Below are 16150 nucleotides of genomic sequence, written 5' to 3'. Positions count from 1 at the left end.
TAGGTTCAACAGGGTTTTATCTTGCTCACGAGTTAAAAATACCCTTAAACGAGCGCCCATATTTTAATCACCTCAGTAGATTGATTTTCCGTATTTACTTATCTTTACATAGTTTGATTTCTTTGCGCCGACTTACTTAAATCTAATTGACTGGCTTTTAAAATATAACCATCAAAATCAATCACAACATCACTTTGTTCAGAACTTATAATTTCAAAATTATCTTCCATCTCTTTCTTCCTTTGCGTCTTTGCGCCTTTGCGTGAGAAAACTCCTATTAGGTGAACACAAACCCCGTATTCACCTAAAATATTATACCTATTCTTCCCCAATTATCGGCAGTAAATGTTCATATAACTGCATCGCTTGTAAACAGCTATTAATTCCCGCAACTGCTGTATTATATTCCTCAATTTTCCCCTCAACTTGACTCAACAAACGTTGATTATTAGCAATTTTCTCCTCAGCTTCTTGTTGTAAAGTCTTCTCTAAATAACCCCGCGCATGAGTATATTGTTGTAATATCTCATCTGCTTGTTTTTCCCCCATTGGTAATAACTGAATTTTGATGGTTTGGTTGATGGTTTGACGGAAAGATTGACGAATAGTATGGGAAACTTTCGGTTCAAAATCTAACTTTAATAATTGTCTAATTGCAGGTTCAGCGTCAACTATACTTTCTGCGTCGTAACCTTGGGATGTTTGTTCTAATACTTGTCGAAATTGATAGATAGAAAATGTGCCTTCGTTATAAAATCTGGGACTTTCTCTGACAAAGCGATCGCATTCAACACTAGCAGTATTTACCAAAGCTTGAGAAACTTGTTTTTCTAGGACTTTTACCTGTGCTTCTATTCCTCCATCATTCCCTAATAAGCGATACAATTGACGGTAATATTCTGATTTCCTAATCTTTGTCATTAATTGTTGGAACAGATTAGCAATTACTTGTTCGCAAGACTCAATTAAAATATCTTCCAACTGATTAGATAAGTAATAAAAAGCCTCTACTAAAATAGCTAATAAAGGTGCAGTTGCATTGCGGGGATGACTCAAAGTAGCGCGACGGTAAGCTTCTGCAACGGAAAAGGTATCTAATAATTCATCAAGACGACGAATCATCCGTGATTGTAATTGTCGAAAATCTGTTTCAAATTCTTCACAATTATTATTTATTAATCTGTTAACTTCATCATGAATGTGCTGATTAAAATCTCTCCCAACTTGCTGGAGTTGCTGATTTAATTTTTGCAACTCATATTCTTTCATACTCTCAATTTCTCGCGGTTGACTATCTAAATCAATTTGCACACTTTGATAGTGTTTTTTGAGTTTGATACAAATGTCTTCTAAATCATCTGCGAGATTCTTGAATAATTGGGGACGTTTCTCTTCTGTAAGATAACGAGTAATTGATGTGCGAAATTCTTCAATTCCACTATCTTGAATGAGTTGGTTAATTAACGGTGTTCCCTGTTCGCTTAAAATTCTCACATAGTTTTGATTGGGAGTTTCAAAGTTAGTAACAGCAATACGGAATTGACTATGAGATAATTTTTCCGAAGTACAATAACGATTAAACTCATAAACAAATTGTGGTGTTTCTTCCCTTCCATCTAAACCTTTAACACTTTCTGCAAAAATCGAATCTAATCCAAATCTATCTTCTATGCTTGTTTGCTTAATTTGACTTCCGTAAAATCCTAGTAACCCACTAGTTTTATAAACTCTGCTAGTATCTGAAAATTGATTATTAATTAAATCTTCTAATCGTTTTCTAAGTTGGTTGTTGAACCAAGTTTCATCAATGCGGTTAAAGATATAAAAAACCCTGTCTCTTATCCCCGCATTTTCCCGCATTATTTCTAATAATTCGGTTTCTTCTTTTGTCATATCTCCTGCTGACGCAGTTTTGAGAACACAAACTACTGCTGACGTATCTGGATGTTGAATTTTTGCATAAGCTAATTGTGCATCTTTTTTTACTGGTGCATCAATTCCTGGTGTGTCTATAATGACGTTACCATCTTCTAAAAGAGGATGATAACAATAGTATTCGATTCGTTTCAAAACCGCGCTATTACTACCTCTGCGTGCATATCCTGCGGCTTCTTTGAGGTTCGTAAAATTAAACTGTTCCATTGAATAGGTTGCATTATTAACGCTGTTAATTCTTTCTTTGTTTGCAACATATCCTTCTAACAATAAAATTAATGCTTTTGCTTGTTTTGCACGTTCTGATTTATTTTCTCCTCCCTCTTGTTGAATAATTGCTGTACAACCTTGATGCAATAAATCAACTACATCCTGTTTATTGATATTTTCTACAGTATTAAATCCCAAATGCTGACATAAAAATACCGCTTGTTCTTGAATTTCTGCTGCACTCAAAAAGGTTAAAACAACTCTTTCTGAATCTGCTGGTGCATATTCAATTTTACATTCTGTGCCTGTTGCGTGTCCTTCTGCACTATATAATAATTCTCTCTCCAAAAGTGCATTAATCAACATTGATTTACCCGCACTAAAAGCACCCGCAAACACAATTTCAAACTTGGGAGAAACTGCTTTATCCAAAGAAATTTGTACAGATGTAATATCTTGCGATCGCAAAGCCGCTTCTTGGTGTATAAGTTGGAGAATAGACTCAACTTGTGCTTGCAATTGCTGACACTGAGGATTTAAACTTGACATATAAAGTAGTAAACAAGGTGCATAAATATTGTAATACTACTTATCGTAGTTTAGCTACATCATCCCCAATGCACTACGAGTCACACCTAATTGCTTTTGTAGCTTCAATTTTTGCCAAAGTTAAGAACTTATTTTAAAATGTAGGTTTACCCAGGTTTAGTTATCTGGAGTGGTACGACAAAAATTGGCACCCTAATTACTTAAATTGTCAAGCAATAAAGAGTTTAAAACTAATAACTTAGCATCATCAATAGGTAACTCTAAATAGTGATAATTCTTGTAATTTATATCATTCCCTAAATCAAGAAAGTCTAAACGTTTATAAAAATTTTCTGCTGTTTTCACAGAATGTAAACCTATCTTACCTTCAAATCCTAAGTGAATACTAAATATAGCTGCGAATGTTATTAAAGTTGTACCTATTCCTTTATATTTCGGTGAATTGTTAATATCTGCGCGATTCCAAGGTGCTACAGTTAATATAGCCACGTAAACTAAATTTTCACCCCGTTCTAACATTGACGGACGACCAGGAAGTAACCCAATTATACCTTGGGCAACTAAATTACATTCCAATACATAGAATTTTAAGGATGGTTTCTCATGTAAATATTTGCTAAATTCTAAATCTTTGTCCCAGCATTTATTCTTGTTAAGTTCAGGTTTCCAAGATAATTCTATCTCTTCAAGATGCTTCTGAGATAAAGGCAAAATTTTTGCATCAACATATTTATTTTCAGAACATTGGAAAATTTTTAAGTTTTCTTTCATCACTTCAATACCATTTATCTCAGTAAAGCTTTAACTTATGTTTGAATTTAATGGTACTAGTACGCTATTACTGATATGGAAATTAGTTAACAGTGACTGTAAATATCGTAATAATATTTATCATTATTAATCTAATTCATCCCCAACGCACCACGAGTCACACCTAATTGGTTTTGTAGTTTCAATTCTCTCCAAAGTTGCGAACCGATGATTTCTCCTTGAAGTAATTTTTGATAGCTTTGTATTGTTTTTTGCACTTGTTCCGGTGTCTCATTGACAAATTCAACCCGTAAATACTGTAAACCCAATCCTATTAACCGTTGCACGTATTCTGCTCCGGTTTGTGCAGTAGCGTTATATACTGTATTTCTACATCCTGCGTCTGCTTTAAGAATGTGTTCACTACCTACCCTGTCTCTAATTGTAACAGTTTGTGTGTCGCAAGGTCTACCACAATTGGTGTAGTCTGTTCCTTCAGATAGAAAAGCGCAAAATACACAATGTTCCATGTGAAACATGGGTATATGTTGATGTATTGTCACTTCAAAATTTTGCGCTGGATAATTGGTAATTAGATCTTCGAGTTGATTAATATTTAAATCGTAAGATGCTGTTAATCGTTCTAAATTAAAGCGTTGTTGAAAATAATCTGCGGTTAAAGGGTTAGCAATATTTAAGGAAAAATCACCAACACATCTTTCTGTGGCAAAATATTCTAATTGATCATAATTTCTCATTAAATAACCATCAGCTTGGGAAGCAAGAACTTGGTTTAAAATCCAGGTTTCTCCAGGTTTAGTTATCCGGGGTGGTGCGACAAAAATACTAATTTCTTCCTGTTTTGATTCTCGGACTATTTTTACTGCTTCTTTATACTTACGAGGATCTTCAAATTCACAATATATAGTTTTGATATCTGCTGTTAATACTGCTTTTAATTGTTCGATGTTTCTCACCAAAACAATCAGGGAAGGAAAACCAGGAATTGGTGTAGATTTAGAACTAATCAGATCTTGCCATTTTCCCTGATGATTTAATTCCCAAAGTTTGGGTCTACTTCTTAATTCCTCTAATTTGCTGACTATTTCCCGACGCATTCGGTTTAACTCACTCACGGGTAACATAATATTACCGTTGAGATTATTTATAAAAGTGTCTAAATGAAAAGGTGTATTTCCTAAACGTCCAAATTGTTCTTTTAATCTTTCTGTAGAGAGGGGTTTTGTATGGGCTTCTGCTATTAATATTTCTGATTCTACTTGAACTATATTCCAAGATTGATCACGGGATATAGCTATTAATTTTTCACCAATTTCTCCATGGACTTCTATATTAATTGGTCTGGTAAATTGGGGATGTTCTCCAGTATAACTTTGACGAATTTGTTTATCTAATTCTGGATCATTTGTTTTCCAAACTTTATCACCTATGTGAATACTATGGAAATTTAAATCATTTCTACCAAAGGTTAATATTACATCTCGACCATTGGGAATAACTGCATATATTCTTCCTCCTTCTTCCTTTCTTTCAGGATGTCCACAATCAAAAACAATTCCATCTCCCGGTTTAACAGGTGCTTCTAATTTCACTGTGATTTCTGCATTTCTAATTCGGGTAACTTCTCCCAAATAAACACCCCGTTTTTTACCAAATCTCCCATGCACTAATTCTTGATTATTAATTCCCTCAAACCAACCTGTATATAGTCCGCGAGAAAATGCCATTTCTAACTTATATTGGTCTTTCTTTGAACTAGAAAACGTCTCTACATTTGTTTCTAATAGTTGATTTAATGCTTGACGATAAACGCGAGTCACGTTAGCAACATATTCTGGTGCTTTCAAACGTCCTTCAATTTTCAAAGAAGTAACTCCAGATTTTACTAATTCTGGTAAAACTTCTAAACCAGCTAAATCTTGAGGACTTAATAAATATTTGCGATCGCCTAAATTAATAACTTCTCCATCTGCAATTAAATCATAAGGCATTCTGCAAGCTTGAGCGCATTCTCCCCGATTTGCGGAACGTCCTCCTAGTGCTTCGCTGGTTAAACATTGTCCAGAATATGCGACGCACAAAGCACCGTGAACGAAAACTTCTAAAGGTAAGGAAGTGTTTTTTTGAGATATTTGTTGTTGAATTTTATTAATTTCCGAAATCGAACATTCCCGCGCTAAAACTACCAATTGACATCCCAAAGATTTGGCAAATTCTACCCCCACCGCACTGGTAATAGTCATCTGCGTTGAAGCGTGAATCGGAAAGTCGGGGGAAAGATGACGAATCAGCCGACAAATACCCACGTCCTGCACGATAACAGCATCAACACCCGCAGAAATGATGGTTTTGAGGTATTGCTGTGCTTCTGTTAGTTCTTGGGGAAAAATCAGGGTATTCAGAGTGATATAACCTTTCACACCCCGCAGGTGCAGAAATTCCATCAATTCGGGTAAGTCTGCTGCTGTGAAATTCTCAGCCCGCATTCTCGCGTTAAACTTTTCTAAACCAAAGTAAATCGCATCTGCACCATTTTCTACTGCTGCTTGAGCGCATTCCCAGTTACCCGCAGGTGCTAGGAGTTCGGGGATTTTGAGGATAGGGGTGGAGATGCTTGTCATTTTGGTTAAGTCGAGGTTATGTCAGTTTATAGATTGTATCTAAATTGGGGGGTGGTTGTGGGGAGTATGGATAATTAGACCCCTTGCAGAATTACTTTTATGTTATAGTAGGGGTTTGGCTTTTTAAAACTGCTAAATTTAAGAGCGACCACAGCACCTCGTTTAGTGGTGAAAATTTTATTGAGTCGAGTAATTTCTAAGTGCATTCAGGTTCTTCTCTTATCATTAAAATAATTTTAGTGGTGACAGAATAAACTCTCTTCTTGAGTTTTTAAGCTAACGAGTAATTGACCATTTACAAGTCCACTGCAAAAGCAAACGAAAACTTAAATCGAGAGCAAAGCCAATAATTCCCAGAACAATTAAACAGGCAAAAATTTCATCGGTTCTCAGAAATTTTTGAGCCAATAAAATGCGTTTGCCTAATCCATTATCGGCCGCCACCAATTCCGCCACCACTACTAAATTCCAGGCGGCCGCCATATTAACGCGAAAAGTATCAATAATATTAGGAATAATATAGGGAGTAATGACTTTAAATAAAACCTGTTTTCGAGTTCCTCCAAGAGTATAAGTTAATTCGATCAATTCACGGGGAATAAACTTGACTGCATCCATAATCATTAAGGTATTAAAGAAAATTGTCCCAATAAAAATGAGCATTATCTTTGACGTTTCTCCAATACCCAAATAAATAATCAACAGGGGAATAAAAGCAGGAGCGGGCATATAACGTACAACGCCAATGATCGGTTCCATTAAACTGCGAATACTCGGAAAAGTTCCCATTAAAATGCCCAGGGGAATAGCAAACAATCCTCCCAAAAAAAAGCCCCCAACTACTCGTAAAAAACTGGTAATAGTATCTTGAATTAAAAAGCCCTGTTGTGCCAATTTTCCTAAAGCCTGAATAACGGCTAAAGGAGAAGGCAAAAATACGGATTCAATCCCCGCAAAACTAGAGATTAGTAACCATAAAATCAGCGGTACGATAATAGATGAACCCATTAAAGTCCACTTTAGAGATTCAGGAATATCATCGGTAATCCGCCAAAAAGTGCTTTGAGGAAGCTTTTTAGGTGTTGTGGTCATAGGATTTTGGCTCTTGAGTACATAATATGCAAAATCTGAACAAAGAAATCTCATAAAGCTTGCTATGTAGAAGAAATAAGCCATATTTTTGCATATGGCAAAATTTTTTCTCTTTGCCCTGTTCCCAGTTAAAAGTTCCCTATTACCAACTGGTAACTTAGCATAACAAGTACCTAAGAGCCAGGATTTTCAAAAGAAAAGAATAATTTCGATAGCCAATATCACCCAGTTATCAAAAAATTCTTGAAGTCCCTAATCCCTCTTGTAGATAGAGAATTGGAACCTTTAATTTCTCGAATGATCGAGGGGATAATTAGGCTCTTTTGTCTTTATTTGCCAACGCCTTGACAAATTGGGAATCTAAAATAGTTGTTAGATCGGGGACTTTTTTAATAAAGCCAACTTCCATCATAAAATCAGCCATTTTTTGAGCGGCAAAGGGCATATTTTTCATGGTTTTACCTGGACTAAAAGCTTCTAAGTTTTCTTCTAAGGTGAAAAATTTCGTTCCCTCTTTATATAAGGCCAATTCTTCTTGGCTAATGCCCGCGCGCTTGGCCATAATCTCATCGGCTTTTTGGGGATTTTTAGCCATAAACTCTCGAACCTCAAACCAGGTTTTTTTAGGGCTAAACTGAGGAGAAAGTCACCCACAACTCCTTCTTCGACAGCAACTTTTTTGCCTTTTAAATCTTGAATCGTTTTCATCTCTTCTGTGACAATAATTTTGTCATTTCCCGATGAGTTATCATTGACTAAAACAGCAACTTCACCATTCACTGCATCTCCTGCAAAAGCGATTGTATCGTTGAGAGTTTGACTATTTCCATCTAATTGTCCGGCGGCTAAAGCCTGCAAGGATTCAAGATAACCATCAAACCATTTCATTTGAACATTAGCCCCATTTTTAGCAAATAATCCTTCTGCTTCGGCGATCGCCCATGGCCACCAACCTGCCCAGTTACTATAACCAATGACAATGGGGGGAGTATTACTCAGAGAACTACTTGCATTGGGGGTTTGCTGAGGAGCTTGATTACAACTAACAGTCAGGAGTAAGCTACTAAAAAAAACGAGAGGTAAGGAGAAAAAATTGCGCCGTTTCATAGGGAATAACCTTCAGAGGTAAAACAGAAATAAATCTAAAAACTATTACTGATTAACAATTCAAAAACCTCGGGATATTCACTTGGCTTTTTAGCCAATTTAACCATTCTTCTAAACCTTCTCCTGTTTGAGCAGAAAGAGCAATAATGGTTACATCAGGATTCATAGAACGAACATTTGCTTCTAAACGTTTTAAATCAATCTCTAAATAAGGAGCCAGATCTAATTTAGTAATAATGAGACAATCCGCTTCTTGAAACATAATTGGATATTTGAGTGGTTTATCTTCTCCTTCAGTAATACTTAATAGAGCAACTTTTGCGTGTTCCCCTACTTCAAATTCGGCGGGACAAACTAAATTTCCCACATTTTCCACAAACAATAAATCAAACTCTTTGGGGTTGTAATCTTCTTTTAAACGATGAATTCCCCCGGCTACCATTTTGGAATCTAAGTGGCAGGAGCGACCCGTATTAATGGCAATCACGGGAACTCCATATTGTCTCAGGCGATCAGCATCTAGTTCTGTAGTCATATCGCCTTCAATAACAGCCATTTTTAAGTGATTTTTTAAGGCTGCGAGGGTTTTTTCCAATAACACGGTTTTACCCGCGCCAGGACTACTCATCAGGTTTAAACAGGTAATGCCCCATTCGTCAAAATGCTCGCGGTTGTGATCGGCTCCTGTTTGATTGGCATGAAGTAGATTAATTTCTAGGACTGCGTCAAAAGTTTGGTGCATTTTAATTAATAATTAAGCTGGTAGAGGCGATCGCCCAACTCCGTTTAAGAAACTAAAGAATATTCAATGTGGTCAATTTTTAACTCTCGACCTGAACGAATATCCTCCATCGGTGATCGACAAGTTGGGCAGGAATATTGCTGGCCAATTTGGGGTTGATAATCTTTTTGACAGCAATGACAATAAGCAATTAGGGGAATATTTTTAATGGCTAATTCCACGCCTGCAAGAAAAGTATTGGCAGTTTGAACTTCAAAGGCAAATTGTAAACTGACCGGTTCGACACAGGTAAATTCACCAACCATGAGATGAATTTTTTCAATTTTGAGCTTTTCAGGTTGGCTATCATACCAATCTCGAACTGTCATAATTAACGCCTTGGTCATATCAGTTTCGTGCATAGGAAATCACTGCCAGGGTTCGTCAACGGCTAGATTGGCTTCAGGATGAATGTAATAGGGCTTTTCTTTACGGGGTAATTGACCTGAAATAACCAGATGGGCCATCGCATCACAAATAACACGGGTAGCCATCAAAGAAGTCATATCACTAATATCGTAGGGAGGGGAAACTTCCACCACTTCCATGCCACAAATGGGAGCTTTTTGGATAATTTTGCCTAATAAAGCTAAGGCTTCACGGGGCAATAAACCGCCAGGTTCCGGCCAACCCGTGCCGGGGACAAAACCGGCATCAATGCAATCAATATCAAAACTGATCCAAACGCAATCCGTACCATCTAAAGCTCGTTCTAAGGCAAATTCGGCGGCGGCATCAATGCCTTGTTCCACAATGTCGGTGACGGTCAAAATATTAGTGGCGCGATCGCGGCATACTTTAACGCCTTGACGGGGAACTTGCCAACCGCCAATCCCTAATTGGACGAGATTCTTGGCAGGAGCGTTTTTCATATTGGTGGCATGAAACCAGGGGCAAGTGTGCATCCGTTCATCTAAATCCGTTTCCTGGGTATCCACATGGCGATCGAAATGAATAATACCGACTTTTTTATCCCCTAAATGCCGACAAATACCGCGCACTGTCGGAAAACCAATGGAATGATCACCCCCTAAAATAATCGGCAATGCGCCCGAACTAAAGACATGGGCAACCCCCTTGGAGATTTGATCAAAGGACTTTTCATTATTAGCAGGAATGGTGAAAATATCCCCCAGATCACAGAGAGTAATTTGTTCCCGCAAATCTACCCCTAATTCAAAATTGTAGGGCGTATAAAGGGCCGAAATCCGCCGAATTCCCTGGGGTCCGAAACGGGTTCCGGGTCGGTAAGTCGTCCCCGAATCATGGGGAACACCCAAGATTGCCACATCATAATTGCCCACATTCCGCACATCTTCCAAATAGGGGGCTTTCATAAAGGTATTAATTCCCGCATAGTGGGGTAACTCACCCCTGGAAAAGGTGGGAATACTGCGATCGCGGATACTATCGGCCGCCTCTAAACCGTAGGTTAACCCCTGAGAAACTTCCTGTTGCCAGCCCGTTAGGGGCAAATGGCGTTCTTTTTCTAAGGACTGTTCAGCTTCGGTTACATGAGGGGGTTGAAAAGTAGATTGCTCGGACATCTCGGACATCATTTTACCTCAAAATACAATATTATAGTTCATCTTTTCACCACTTCAGATTCTGATTAATTTAATTCAATTTTATCTTTTTTTGGTAATATTTTTTATAAGACCTCGCGGTAAGTGGAAAGCATCAGGAAAGCGTGTTAAGCATGGATTGTATGAATCGGGCGATGGTTCAATTGTAAATGCAGATTTGAACGGAGCAGCTAATATTTTCAGAAAAGTATCGGTAAGGTTGAGTCTATCACTTAATCAACTCAGTAGACGATCTTTGGCAATCGTAGCGAGAATTAAATTAAATTAATTCTGTCCGCAGAATCTCTATATATCTTTAGATAGAAATAATGCAGAAAATTGCAGTTGGTAGTCACAGTTACAGTTACTCGGGATCATCGGGTGTTAGCTTTACTGATGTAATGTAAAATTGTGGCGCAAATAAGCTCCTCAGCAGTTATGGCTCAGATATTAGATCCTCTACCACCAGAGCATTCGGGGAAGATTCTCTGTTGCTACGTCAATGCTACGAGTAAAATCCAGGTGACTCGTATCTCCAATATTCCCAATTGGTATTTTGAAAGGGTTGTATTTCCCGGACAAAGGCTGGTGTTTGAAGTTCTTCCAGAAGCACAAATGGAAGTTCATACTGGGATGATGGCCAGTGCTATTATATCAGATACGATTCCGTGCAATACCCTGATTATCCATGAACCTAGCAATGATGAGACAGAAGAGAACTCATCTCCAAGCATAAATTCTGGTAATGGTAATCCGATCAGGTCAGAAAATAATAAAAAAATTCTAGATACGACAAAATCTTTACAAGCCGTTGAATTGGCATCTATTGATTAAAAACACAATACTGCTAAACATTAGGGTTGCAGCAATTCAGCAACCTTTTTTATTTGGGGTGGACTAATTAGGGCTTGCTAACGGATCTTGTTTTTATTAGTTTGTAAAATTAAGCTATTTTTGGTACATAGAATAAGTAACCCTATAAATAATTGTCCTTTATCCCATCCGTGACATCAAACAAGCGTGAGTGCTAAACGTCTGCCAGAAACTACTGCTTATGTGAAAATTACCCGCCAATCTTGGCCACAAGGCTTTCTTGAAGGTGAAGTTAGCGCCGGTAATTTTCAATGGCATTTCCAGTGGCATTTCCGCCGGGGAGAACTTTCTGTAAAGCCTTCCCAAGGTCGTGCTTTAATCAAAGAACCTCTAGGGCGGTTTTTAGAACAACAGGACTATCAGTTAGAACCTGGGGGGGATTATGCTTTCACAATTCGGGCTGAATTGTAAATTAGTTGTCAGTTAGTCGGTTGAGATATCGTTCAATCAGGAGAATGGCTACAATGTCATCTATTGGCCTGGGCGGTTGACGCAAACCCTTGGGTAATAGTTTGATGATGCCTTGAGGTGCATACATCTGCCAATAGCGATCGCGTGCCTGTAAAGTGGAATAACGTTCATCAACCAAAATGATATTGGTGGGTTTACTTAATTCTTGATTAAGTTGCTGTTTCCACTTTTTAGCTGTTGTTTGATCTCCCATGACAATTAAGGACACTGGGAATCTTTGCAGTTGTGTTTCAATATTAGCGATCGCCTCATTTGCCAATACAACTTGATGAGAGAATATTTGTCTATCCAATCCCATCACGGCAATCCCACATTTATCACGACCAGGATCAAATCCTAAAATTACAGGTTGTGTATTAGTCATTGGTCAGTTGTCATTGGTCATTGGTCATTGGTCATTGGTCATTGGTCATTGGTCAGTTGTTATGGGTAAATTAATTCTTTTTCCCTATTACCTATTACCTATTACCTATTACCTATTACCTCACGTGCTAAAAAGAATTTGTCCATTCAGGAGGGCTACTAATTTGACTCTCAACGGACCCACAGTATAAGTATTTTCTGCGGCTACGGCTTTAATTTCTACTTCCTGTTCCGTCTGCTGTAGTTGGGTAACAAAGCGCAGAAAAGTGCCTTCTATTTGGACACTTTCGACAATTCCCGCGTTCCGGGCGCGAAATTGAGAAGCGGAAATTAGTAAATCTAGGCGTTGACGCATTTGTTCAGATGTCATATTTTTTAAATCCGCTGTAGTAGTAGCCAGCACTTCACCTGATGAAAATACGAGTTGATTTCTCGCTGCGTCTGCAAAGAATTCTATTTGCTTTTCACCTCTGACATAATTACCTGCGGAGAAAATTCGCACTACATATTCTCGACCATCTTTAATTTGTGCAATTAACTGCTCAACTTTATCTTTGGTAACACGGAGTATTTCTTTATTTACTGGTGTACCACCAGGTTCAGTTAACTGAATATTGGCATTGCGGTTAGCTTCCTGGAGAATTTGCATAATTGCCTGATGTGCCGCATCAGGCTTGTCCACAGTAATTAACCCTGCGGCTATCACTTGACCTTTCACTAAAGCTAGTTTACCTAAGCGGAGGTCACGGTAGGACTGATAATATTTTTCTAGTCTGGCTACTTCCTGCTCTAAAAATTGTTGTTGTTTCTCTAATTCTTTCAAGCGAGATTCTCTAGTAATAATAACTTCTTCCCGCTGTTTAATTTCGAGATTACGATTTTGAATAAGTTTATCTAATTTAGTAATTTTGCGATCGCGTTTTTCAATCACCGTCTTTGCTTCATCAATAGCTTCTTTAGCTTGGGCGTATAATCTTTTTCGTTCCGTTTTTAACTCTTCCACCGCCGTTTGTAATGTTTGTCGCTGATTGTAAAGAGTTTGTAATTCATTTCTAGCTTGTTGATACTGAATCACAATTCCCCCAAGACGACTTTGAGTTTGATTAAGTCGGGCTTGAGTTTTAGCTTGCTGGTTCAGAGTGCGATTGAGTTGGGCTTGTGTAGCCTTTTGTTTAGTATTTGCTGCCTGTAATGATTTATTAATTTTCTGTAATTCTTGTTGTGCCTGACTTTGTTCTTGTCTGGCTTTATTTAACTCACTCTCTACCTGGTTTTTTTGCGCCTCTGCGGTTTTTAGTTGTTCCCGCTTGTTCCCCAAATCTCTTTGAATATCCTCTAACTCAAATACGCCCTTTCGCAATCCGCCATCAGCCGCAAATAGGATTGCCAAAGTTGATGCAGAAATTAGACCACCTGTAAAAATAGTGACAATTACAGCAGTTTTTTTCGGACGTAAATTAAAAAGTGAGAGACGGGCTTTGCCAACTCGTGTGCCGATGCGATCGCCCACGGTGGCAATTACGCCTCCCAAAATGAGAATTGCTGCAATCAGAATGTACCCGGTGGTCATTTTTAGCTACCGTAATGCTGACTGATCCAGCCTACTACGTTTAACCATTGTCTGTGGGTAAATGGAGTTAGGCAAAAGTAGAAATTATCCAATTTTGAGATCTTCCTCCAAATTAACGGTTGAATCTCTACGGTAGTTGTTCTGCTTGGAGAGATCCCAAGACCGCACTACCTCAAAAATAGAACCCGTGCCAACTCCATTCCCCCATAATTTCTAAGTAAATTGCTTACTTAAAGCAACAGGTTTATGCACAGTAATCTTCTTTTTATGGATTGTAATCATTTTCTTCTCGCGTAAATCTCCCAGCAGTCTAGTGACTGTCACGCGAGTAGAGCCAATTGCTTCAGCGATCGCCTGATGGGATAACTTCAGATCAATGGTAATGCCATCAGCGCAAGGAACGCCAAAATCTCGACAAAGAATTAACAAGAAACTAATTAACCTTGAACCCATATCCCGGTGAGCAAGAGTTTCAATCATCATCTCCGTCTGAAGAATCCGCGAAGAAAGACCTCGCAGCATTAACATGGATAATTCTGGATTTTCCTTCAGTGCCTGTTCGACTTGTTCAATTGGGGCTGAAAGTAATTCTACAGTGGTAAATGCCACTGCATGATAAAATCGATCAGACTTATTCCCTGTCAGCAACGACAGCACGCCAAAAACGCTATTCTCCCGGAGCAGAGCTACCGTTATTTCTTCTCCTGCCTCATAGACTCTCGACAGTTTTACAGCACCCTTGAGAAGAAAATAAACTCGTTCGGCAGGATCTCCCGGAAAGAAGATCGTCTTATTCCGTTCAAATGTTTCCACGACTGGAGGAAAAGCCCCCGTTGCCATTTGACGAAAAACATTTGCTAGGGCTTTATCTTGTGTCACTATCATTTTCTCCCTTCCCCTACCCAATGCCAGAAAAACAAAAACTAATTACCTAAGAATACACCTGAAAAATCAATAGATCATCATTAAATTTTCTGTTTTTTCCTATACTCAAACGCGGAATTCCTAGTCTTTCGTTTATAATGATACATAATTGTTGTTCCGTTTAGCTGGTAATTATTGATAAGTAGTTTCACTAATTATAGTCTCAAGGTTTTGCCTCTAAAAATTGCCAATTTCTTGAGAATTTTTGTAAACATGGTCATGGTTTTTTGGGGGCTTACTGCTTATGCTTGGAGTATTTTGGAAAATCTCTAGCCCAACACAGTCAAACTAGACTCAGATTCTAGTATGCTCCTAATGATGAATTACATTAGCAATGTTTATGCTGAATCTATCTGGAAAAAATGCCCTAGTTACAGGTATTGCCAACAACCGTTCTATCGCTTGGGGAATTGCCCAACAACTGCACAAAGCCGGGGCTAATTTGGGCATTACCTACTTGCCAGATGACAAGGGTAAAATGGAAAAAAAAGTTTCTGAATTGGTAGAACCGCTCAGTCCTAGCCTATTTTTGCCCTGCAATGTTGAAAATGACGAGCAAATTCAATCTACTTTTGAAACCATCCGGCAAGAATGGGGGAAAATAGATATTTTAGTGCATTGTTTGGCCTTTGCAAAAAAAGAAGATTTGACTGGAGGTTTTAGTCAAACTTCTCGTTCTGGTTTCAATACAGCTTTGGAAGTTAGCACTTATTCACTGGTACAGTTAAGCGGTGCAGCTAAACCTTTAATGACTCAAGGCGGAAGTATTATTACTCTTACATATTTAGGAGCAGTTAGAGCAATTCCTAACTATAATGTCATGGGTGTGGCTAAAGCTGGTTTAGAAGCCAGTGTTCGTTACTTGGCAGCAGAACTTGGTCCTGAAAATATTCGCGTCAATGGCATTTCTGCAGGTCCCATTCGCACCTTAGCATCTTCAGCCGTGGGTGGTATTCTAGATATGATTCATCATGTTGAAAAAGTCGCCCCTCTCCGTCGCACCGTTACTCAATTAGAAGTAGGGAATACTGCGGCTTTCTTGTGCAGTGATTTAGCCAGCGGTATTACTGGACAAATCCTGTATGTAGATGCAGGTTATGAAATTATGGGAATGTAGGGGATGTGGGGGATGTAGGGGATGTAGGGAGAAAGAATTTTTCCAATGACAACTGACAACTGTACGGGCGAAGCATTTGGAGAACTATTTTTGGCAACGACCGATAATTTATCTTCCAAATGCTTCGCCCCTACTGACAACTGACAACTGTACGGGCGAAGCATTTGGAGAACTATTTTTGGCAATGACCGATAATTTATC

17 protein-coding genes are annotated in these 16150 nt (G+C 38.4%); 3 read left to right on the top strand and 14 right to left on the bottom strand.

The genetic code is table 11. The features are described 5' to 3' along the window. Positions 1-104: 104 nt before the first annotated feature. From PN450_RS16630 to PN450_RS16585, 10 genes are all read right to left on the bottom strand, one after another. Complete coding sequence (locus PN450_RS16630) at positions 105-230, bottom strand: hypothetical protein (protein ID WP_271836981.1); 126 nt, start codon at positions 228-230, stop codon at positions 105-107. A gap of 88 nt (positions 231-318) precedes the next feature. Beyond that, positions 319-2694, bottom strand: a complete 2376-nt coding sequence (locus PN450_RS16625; protein ID WP_271836980.1) for a dynamin family protein — start codon at positions 2692-2694, stop codon at positions 319-321. A 192-nt stretch (positions 2695-2886) separates the two neighbouring features. Then, the gene (locus PN450_RS16620; protein ID WP_148764301.1) at positions 2887-3465 is read right to left on the bottom strand and encodes a GNAT family N-acetyltransferase; all 579 of its coding nucleotides are present in this window, start codon (positions 3463-3465) and stop codon (positions 2887-2889) included. Between the two features lie 131 nt (positions 3466-3596). Continuing rightward, complete coding sequence (locus PN450_RS16615; RefSeq protein ID WP_271836979.1) at positions 3597-6086, bottom strand: U32 family peptidase; 2490 nt, start codon at positions 6084-6086, stop codon at positions 3597-3599. 276 nt (positions 6087-6362) lie between these two features. Further along, positions 6363-7178 (bottom strand): ABC transporter permease, encoded by an 816-nt coding sequence (locus tag PN450_RS16610; RefSeq protein ID WP_148764305.1) that lies wholly within the window; start codon positions 7176-7178, stop codon positions 6363-6365. 313 nt (positions 7179-7491) lie between these two features. Next, positions 7492-7632 carry a hypothetical protein gene (locus tag PN450_RS16605; RefSeq protein ID WP_271836978.1) on the bottom strand — a complete coding sequence of 47 codons (141 nt, stop codon included), beginning with the start codon at positions 7630-7632 and terminating at the stop codon, positions 7492-7494. A 35-nt stretch (positions 7633-7667) separates the two neighbouring features. After that, positions 7668-8285, bottom strand: coding sequence for an ABC transporter substrate-binding protein (locus PN450_RS16600; protein ID WP_271836977.1), 618 nt, complete (start codon positions 8283-8285; stop codon positions 7668-7670). A 52-nt stretch (positions 8286-8337) separates the two neighbouring features. Next, the gene (gene hypB, locus PN450_RS16595; RefSeq protein ID WP_148764310.1) at positions 8338-9027 is read right to left on the bottom strand and encodes a hydrogenase nickel incorporation protein HypB; all 690 of its coding nucleotides are present in this window, start codon (positions 9025-9027) and stop codon (positions 8338-8340) included. 44 nt (positions 9028-9071) lie between these two features. After that, positions 9072-9428 carry a hydrogenase maturation nickel metallochaperone HypA gene (gene hypA / locus PN450_RS16590; protein ID WP_002798306.1) on the bottom strand — a complete coding sequence of 119 codons (357 nt, stop codon included), beginning with the start codon at positions 9426-9428 and terminating at the stop codon, positions 9072-9074. A gap of 6 nt (positions 9429-9434) precedes the next feature. Further along, on the bottom strand, positions 9435-10613 hold the full coding sequence (locus tag PN450_RS16585) for an agmatinase family protein (RefSeq protein WP_271836976.1): 1179 nt from the start codon (positions 10611-10613) through the stop codon (positions 9435-9437). A gap of 456 nt (positions 10614-11069) precedes the next feature. Here PN450_RS16585 and PN450_RS16580 point away from each other — a divergent pair, with 456 nt between their 5' ends. Together PN450_RS16580 and PN450_RS16575 are read left to right on the top strand one after the other, a co-directional pair. After that, a complete protein-coding gene (locus tag PN450_RS16580) occupies positions 11070-11465 on the top strand; it encodes a DUF1830 domain-containing protein (RefSeq protein WP_041457954.1) in 396 nt (131 codons plus the stop codon). Positions 11466-11651: 186 nt separating this feature from the next. Then, a complete protein-coding gene (locus PN450_RS16575) occupies positions 11652-11915 on the top strand; it encodes a DUF3146 family protein (protein ID WP_168695434.1) in 264 nt (87 codons plus the stop codon). A gap of 1 nt (position 11916) precedes the next feature. Here the strand turns inward: PN450_RS16575 and PN450_RS16570 are convergent, their stop codons facing one another. The 3 genes from PN450_RS16570 to ntcA all read right to left on the bottom strand — a co-directional run bounded on the left by PN450_RS16570 (position 11917) and on the right by ntcA (position 14793). Beyond that, positions 11917-12339: a pre-16S rRNA-processing nuclease YqgF gene (locus tag PN450_RS16570; RefSeq protein ID WP_271836975.1), complete on the bottom strand. Its 423-nt coding sequence runs from the start codon at positions 12337-12339 to the stop codon at positions 11917-11919. Positions 12340-12459: 120 nt separating this feature from the next. Beyond that, positions 12460-13908: a DUF3084 domain-containing protein gene (locus tag PN450_RS16565; RefSeq protein WP_271836974.1), complete on the bottom strand. Its 1449-nt coding sequence runs from the start codon at positions 13906-13908 to the stop codon at positions 12460-12462. A gap of 213 nt (positions 13909-14121) precedes the next feature. Further along, positions 14122-14793 (bottom strand): global nitrogen regulator NtcA, encoded by a 672-nt coding sequence (gene ntcA, locus PN450_RS16560; RefSeq protein ID WP_015080072.1) that lies wholly within the window; start codon positions 14791-14793, stop codon positions 14122-14124. A 379-nt stretch (positions 14794-15172) separates the two neighbouring features. Between ntcA and fabI the strand changes: the two genes are divergently transcribed. After that, on the top strand, positions 15173-15949 hold the full coding sequence (gene fabI, locus PN450_RS16555) for an enoyl-ACP reductase FabI (protein ID WP_148764322.1): 777 nt from the start codon (positions 15173-15175) through the stop codon (positions 15947-15949). On the opposite strand, the gene PN450_RS16550 is transcribed toward fabI, so the two are convergent. Beyond that, on the bottom strand, positions 15928-16089 hold the full coding sequence (locus PN450_RS16550) for a hypothetical protein (protein ID WP_271836973.1): 162 nt from the start codon (positions 16087-16089) through the stop codon (positions 15928-15930). The two genes, fabI and PN450_RS16550, sit on opposite strands and share 22 nt — an antisense overlap. Between the last annotated feature and the right edge of the window lie 61 nt (positions 16090-16150).

The organism is Dolichospermum lemmermannii CS-548, assembly GCF_028330815.1.
Classification (GTDB): Bacteria; Cyanobacteriota; Cyanobacteriia; order Cyanobacteriales; family Nostocaceae; genus Dolichospermum; species Dolichospermum lemmermannii.
Note: the sequence above shows the minus strand (reverse complement) of the source record. Positions and strands in the feature narration are given on the sequence as shown.

Coding starts and splice junctions, on each gene's coding strand:
- PN450_RS16630 (WP_271836981.1), bottom strand. CDS start 230: ATGGAAGATAATTTTGAAATTATAAGTTCTGAACAAAGTGATGTTGTG.
- PN450_RS16625 (WP_271836980.1), bottom strand. CDS start 2,694: ATGTCAAGTTTAAATCCTCAGTGTCAGCAATTGCAAGCACAAGTTGAG.
- PN450_RS16620 (WP_148764301.1), bottom strand. CDS start 3,465: ATGAAAGAAAACTTAAAAATTTTCCAATGTTCTGAAAATAAATATGTT.
- PN450_RS16615 (WP_271836979.1), bottom strand. CDS start 6,086: ATGACAAGCATCTCCACCCCTATCCTCAAAATCCCCGAACTCCTAGCA.
- PN450_RS16610 (WP_148764305.1), bottom strand. CDS start 7,178: ATGACCACAACACCTAAAAAGCTTCCTCAAAGCACTTTTTGGCGGATT.
- PN450_RS16605 (WP_271836978.1), bottom strand. CDS start 7,632: ATGAAAAATATGCCCTTTGCCGCTCAAAAAATGGCTGATTTTATGATG.
- PN450_RS16600 (WP_271836977.1), bottom strand. CDS start 8,285: ATGAAACGGCGCAATTTTTTCTCCTTACCTCTCGTTTTTTTTAGTAGC.
- hypB (WP_148764310.1), bottom strand. CDS start 9,027: ATGCACCAAACTTTTGACGCAGTCCTAGAAATTAATCTACTTCATGCC.
- hypA (WP_002798306.1), bottom strand. CDS start 9,428: ATGCACGAAACTGATATGACCAAGGCGTTAATTATGACAGTTCGAGAT.
- PN450_RS16585 (WP_271836976.1), bottom strand. CDS start 10,613: ATGTCCGAGCAATCTACTTTTCAACCCCCTCATGTAACCGAAGCTGAA.
- PN450_RS16580 (WP_041457954.1), top strand. CDS start 11,070: ATGGCTCAGATATTAGATCCTCTACCACCAGAGCATTCGGGGAAGATT.
- PN450_RS16570 (WP_271836975.1), bottom strand. CDS start 12,339: ATGACTAATACACAACCTGTAATTTTAGGATTTGATCCTGGTCGTGAT.
- PN450_RS16565 (WP_271836974.1), bottom strand. CDS start 13,908: ATGACCACCGGGTACATTCTGATTGCAGCAATTCTCATTTTGGGAGGC.
- ntcA (WP_015080072.1), bottom strand. CDS start 14,793: ATGATAGTGACACAAGATAAAGCCCTAGCAAATGTTTTTCGTCAAATG.
- fabI (WP_148764322.1), top strand. CDS start 15,173: ATGCTGAATCTATCTGGAAAAAATGCCCTAGTTACAGGTATTGCCAAC.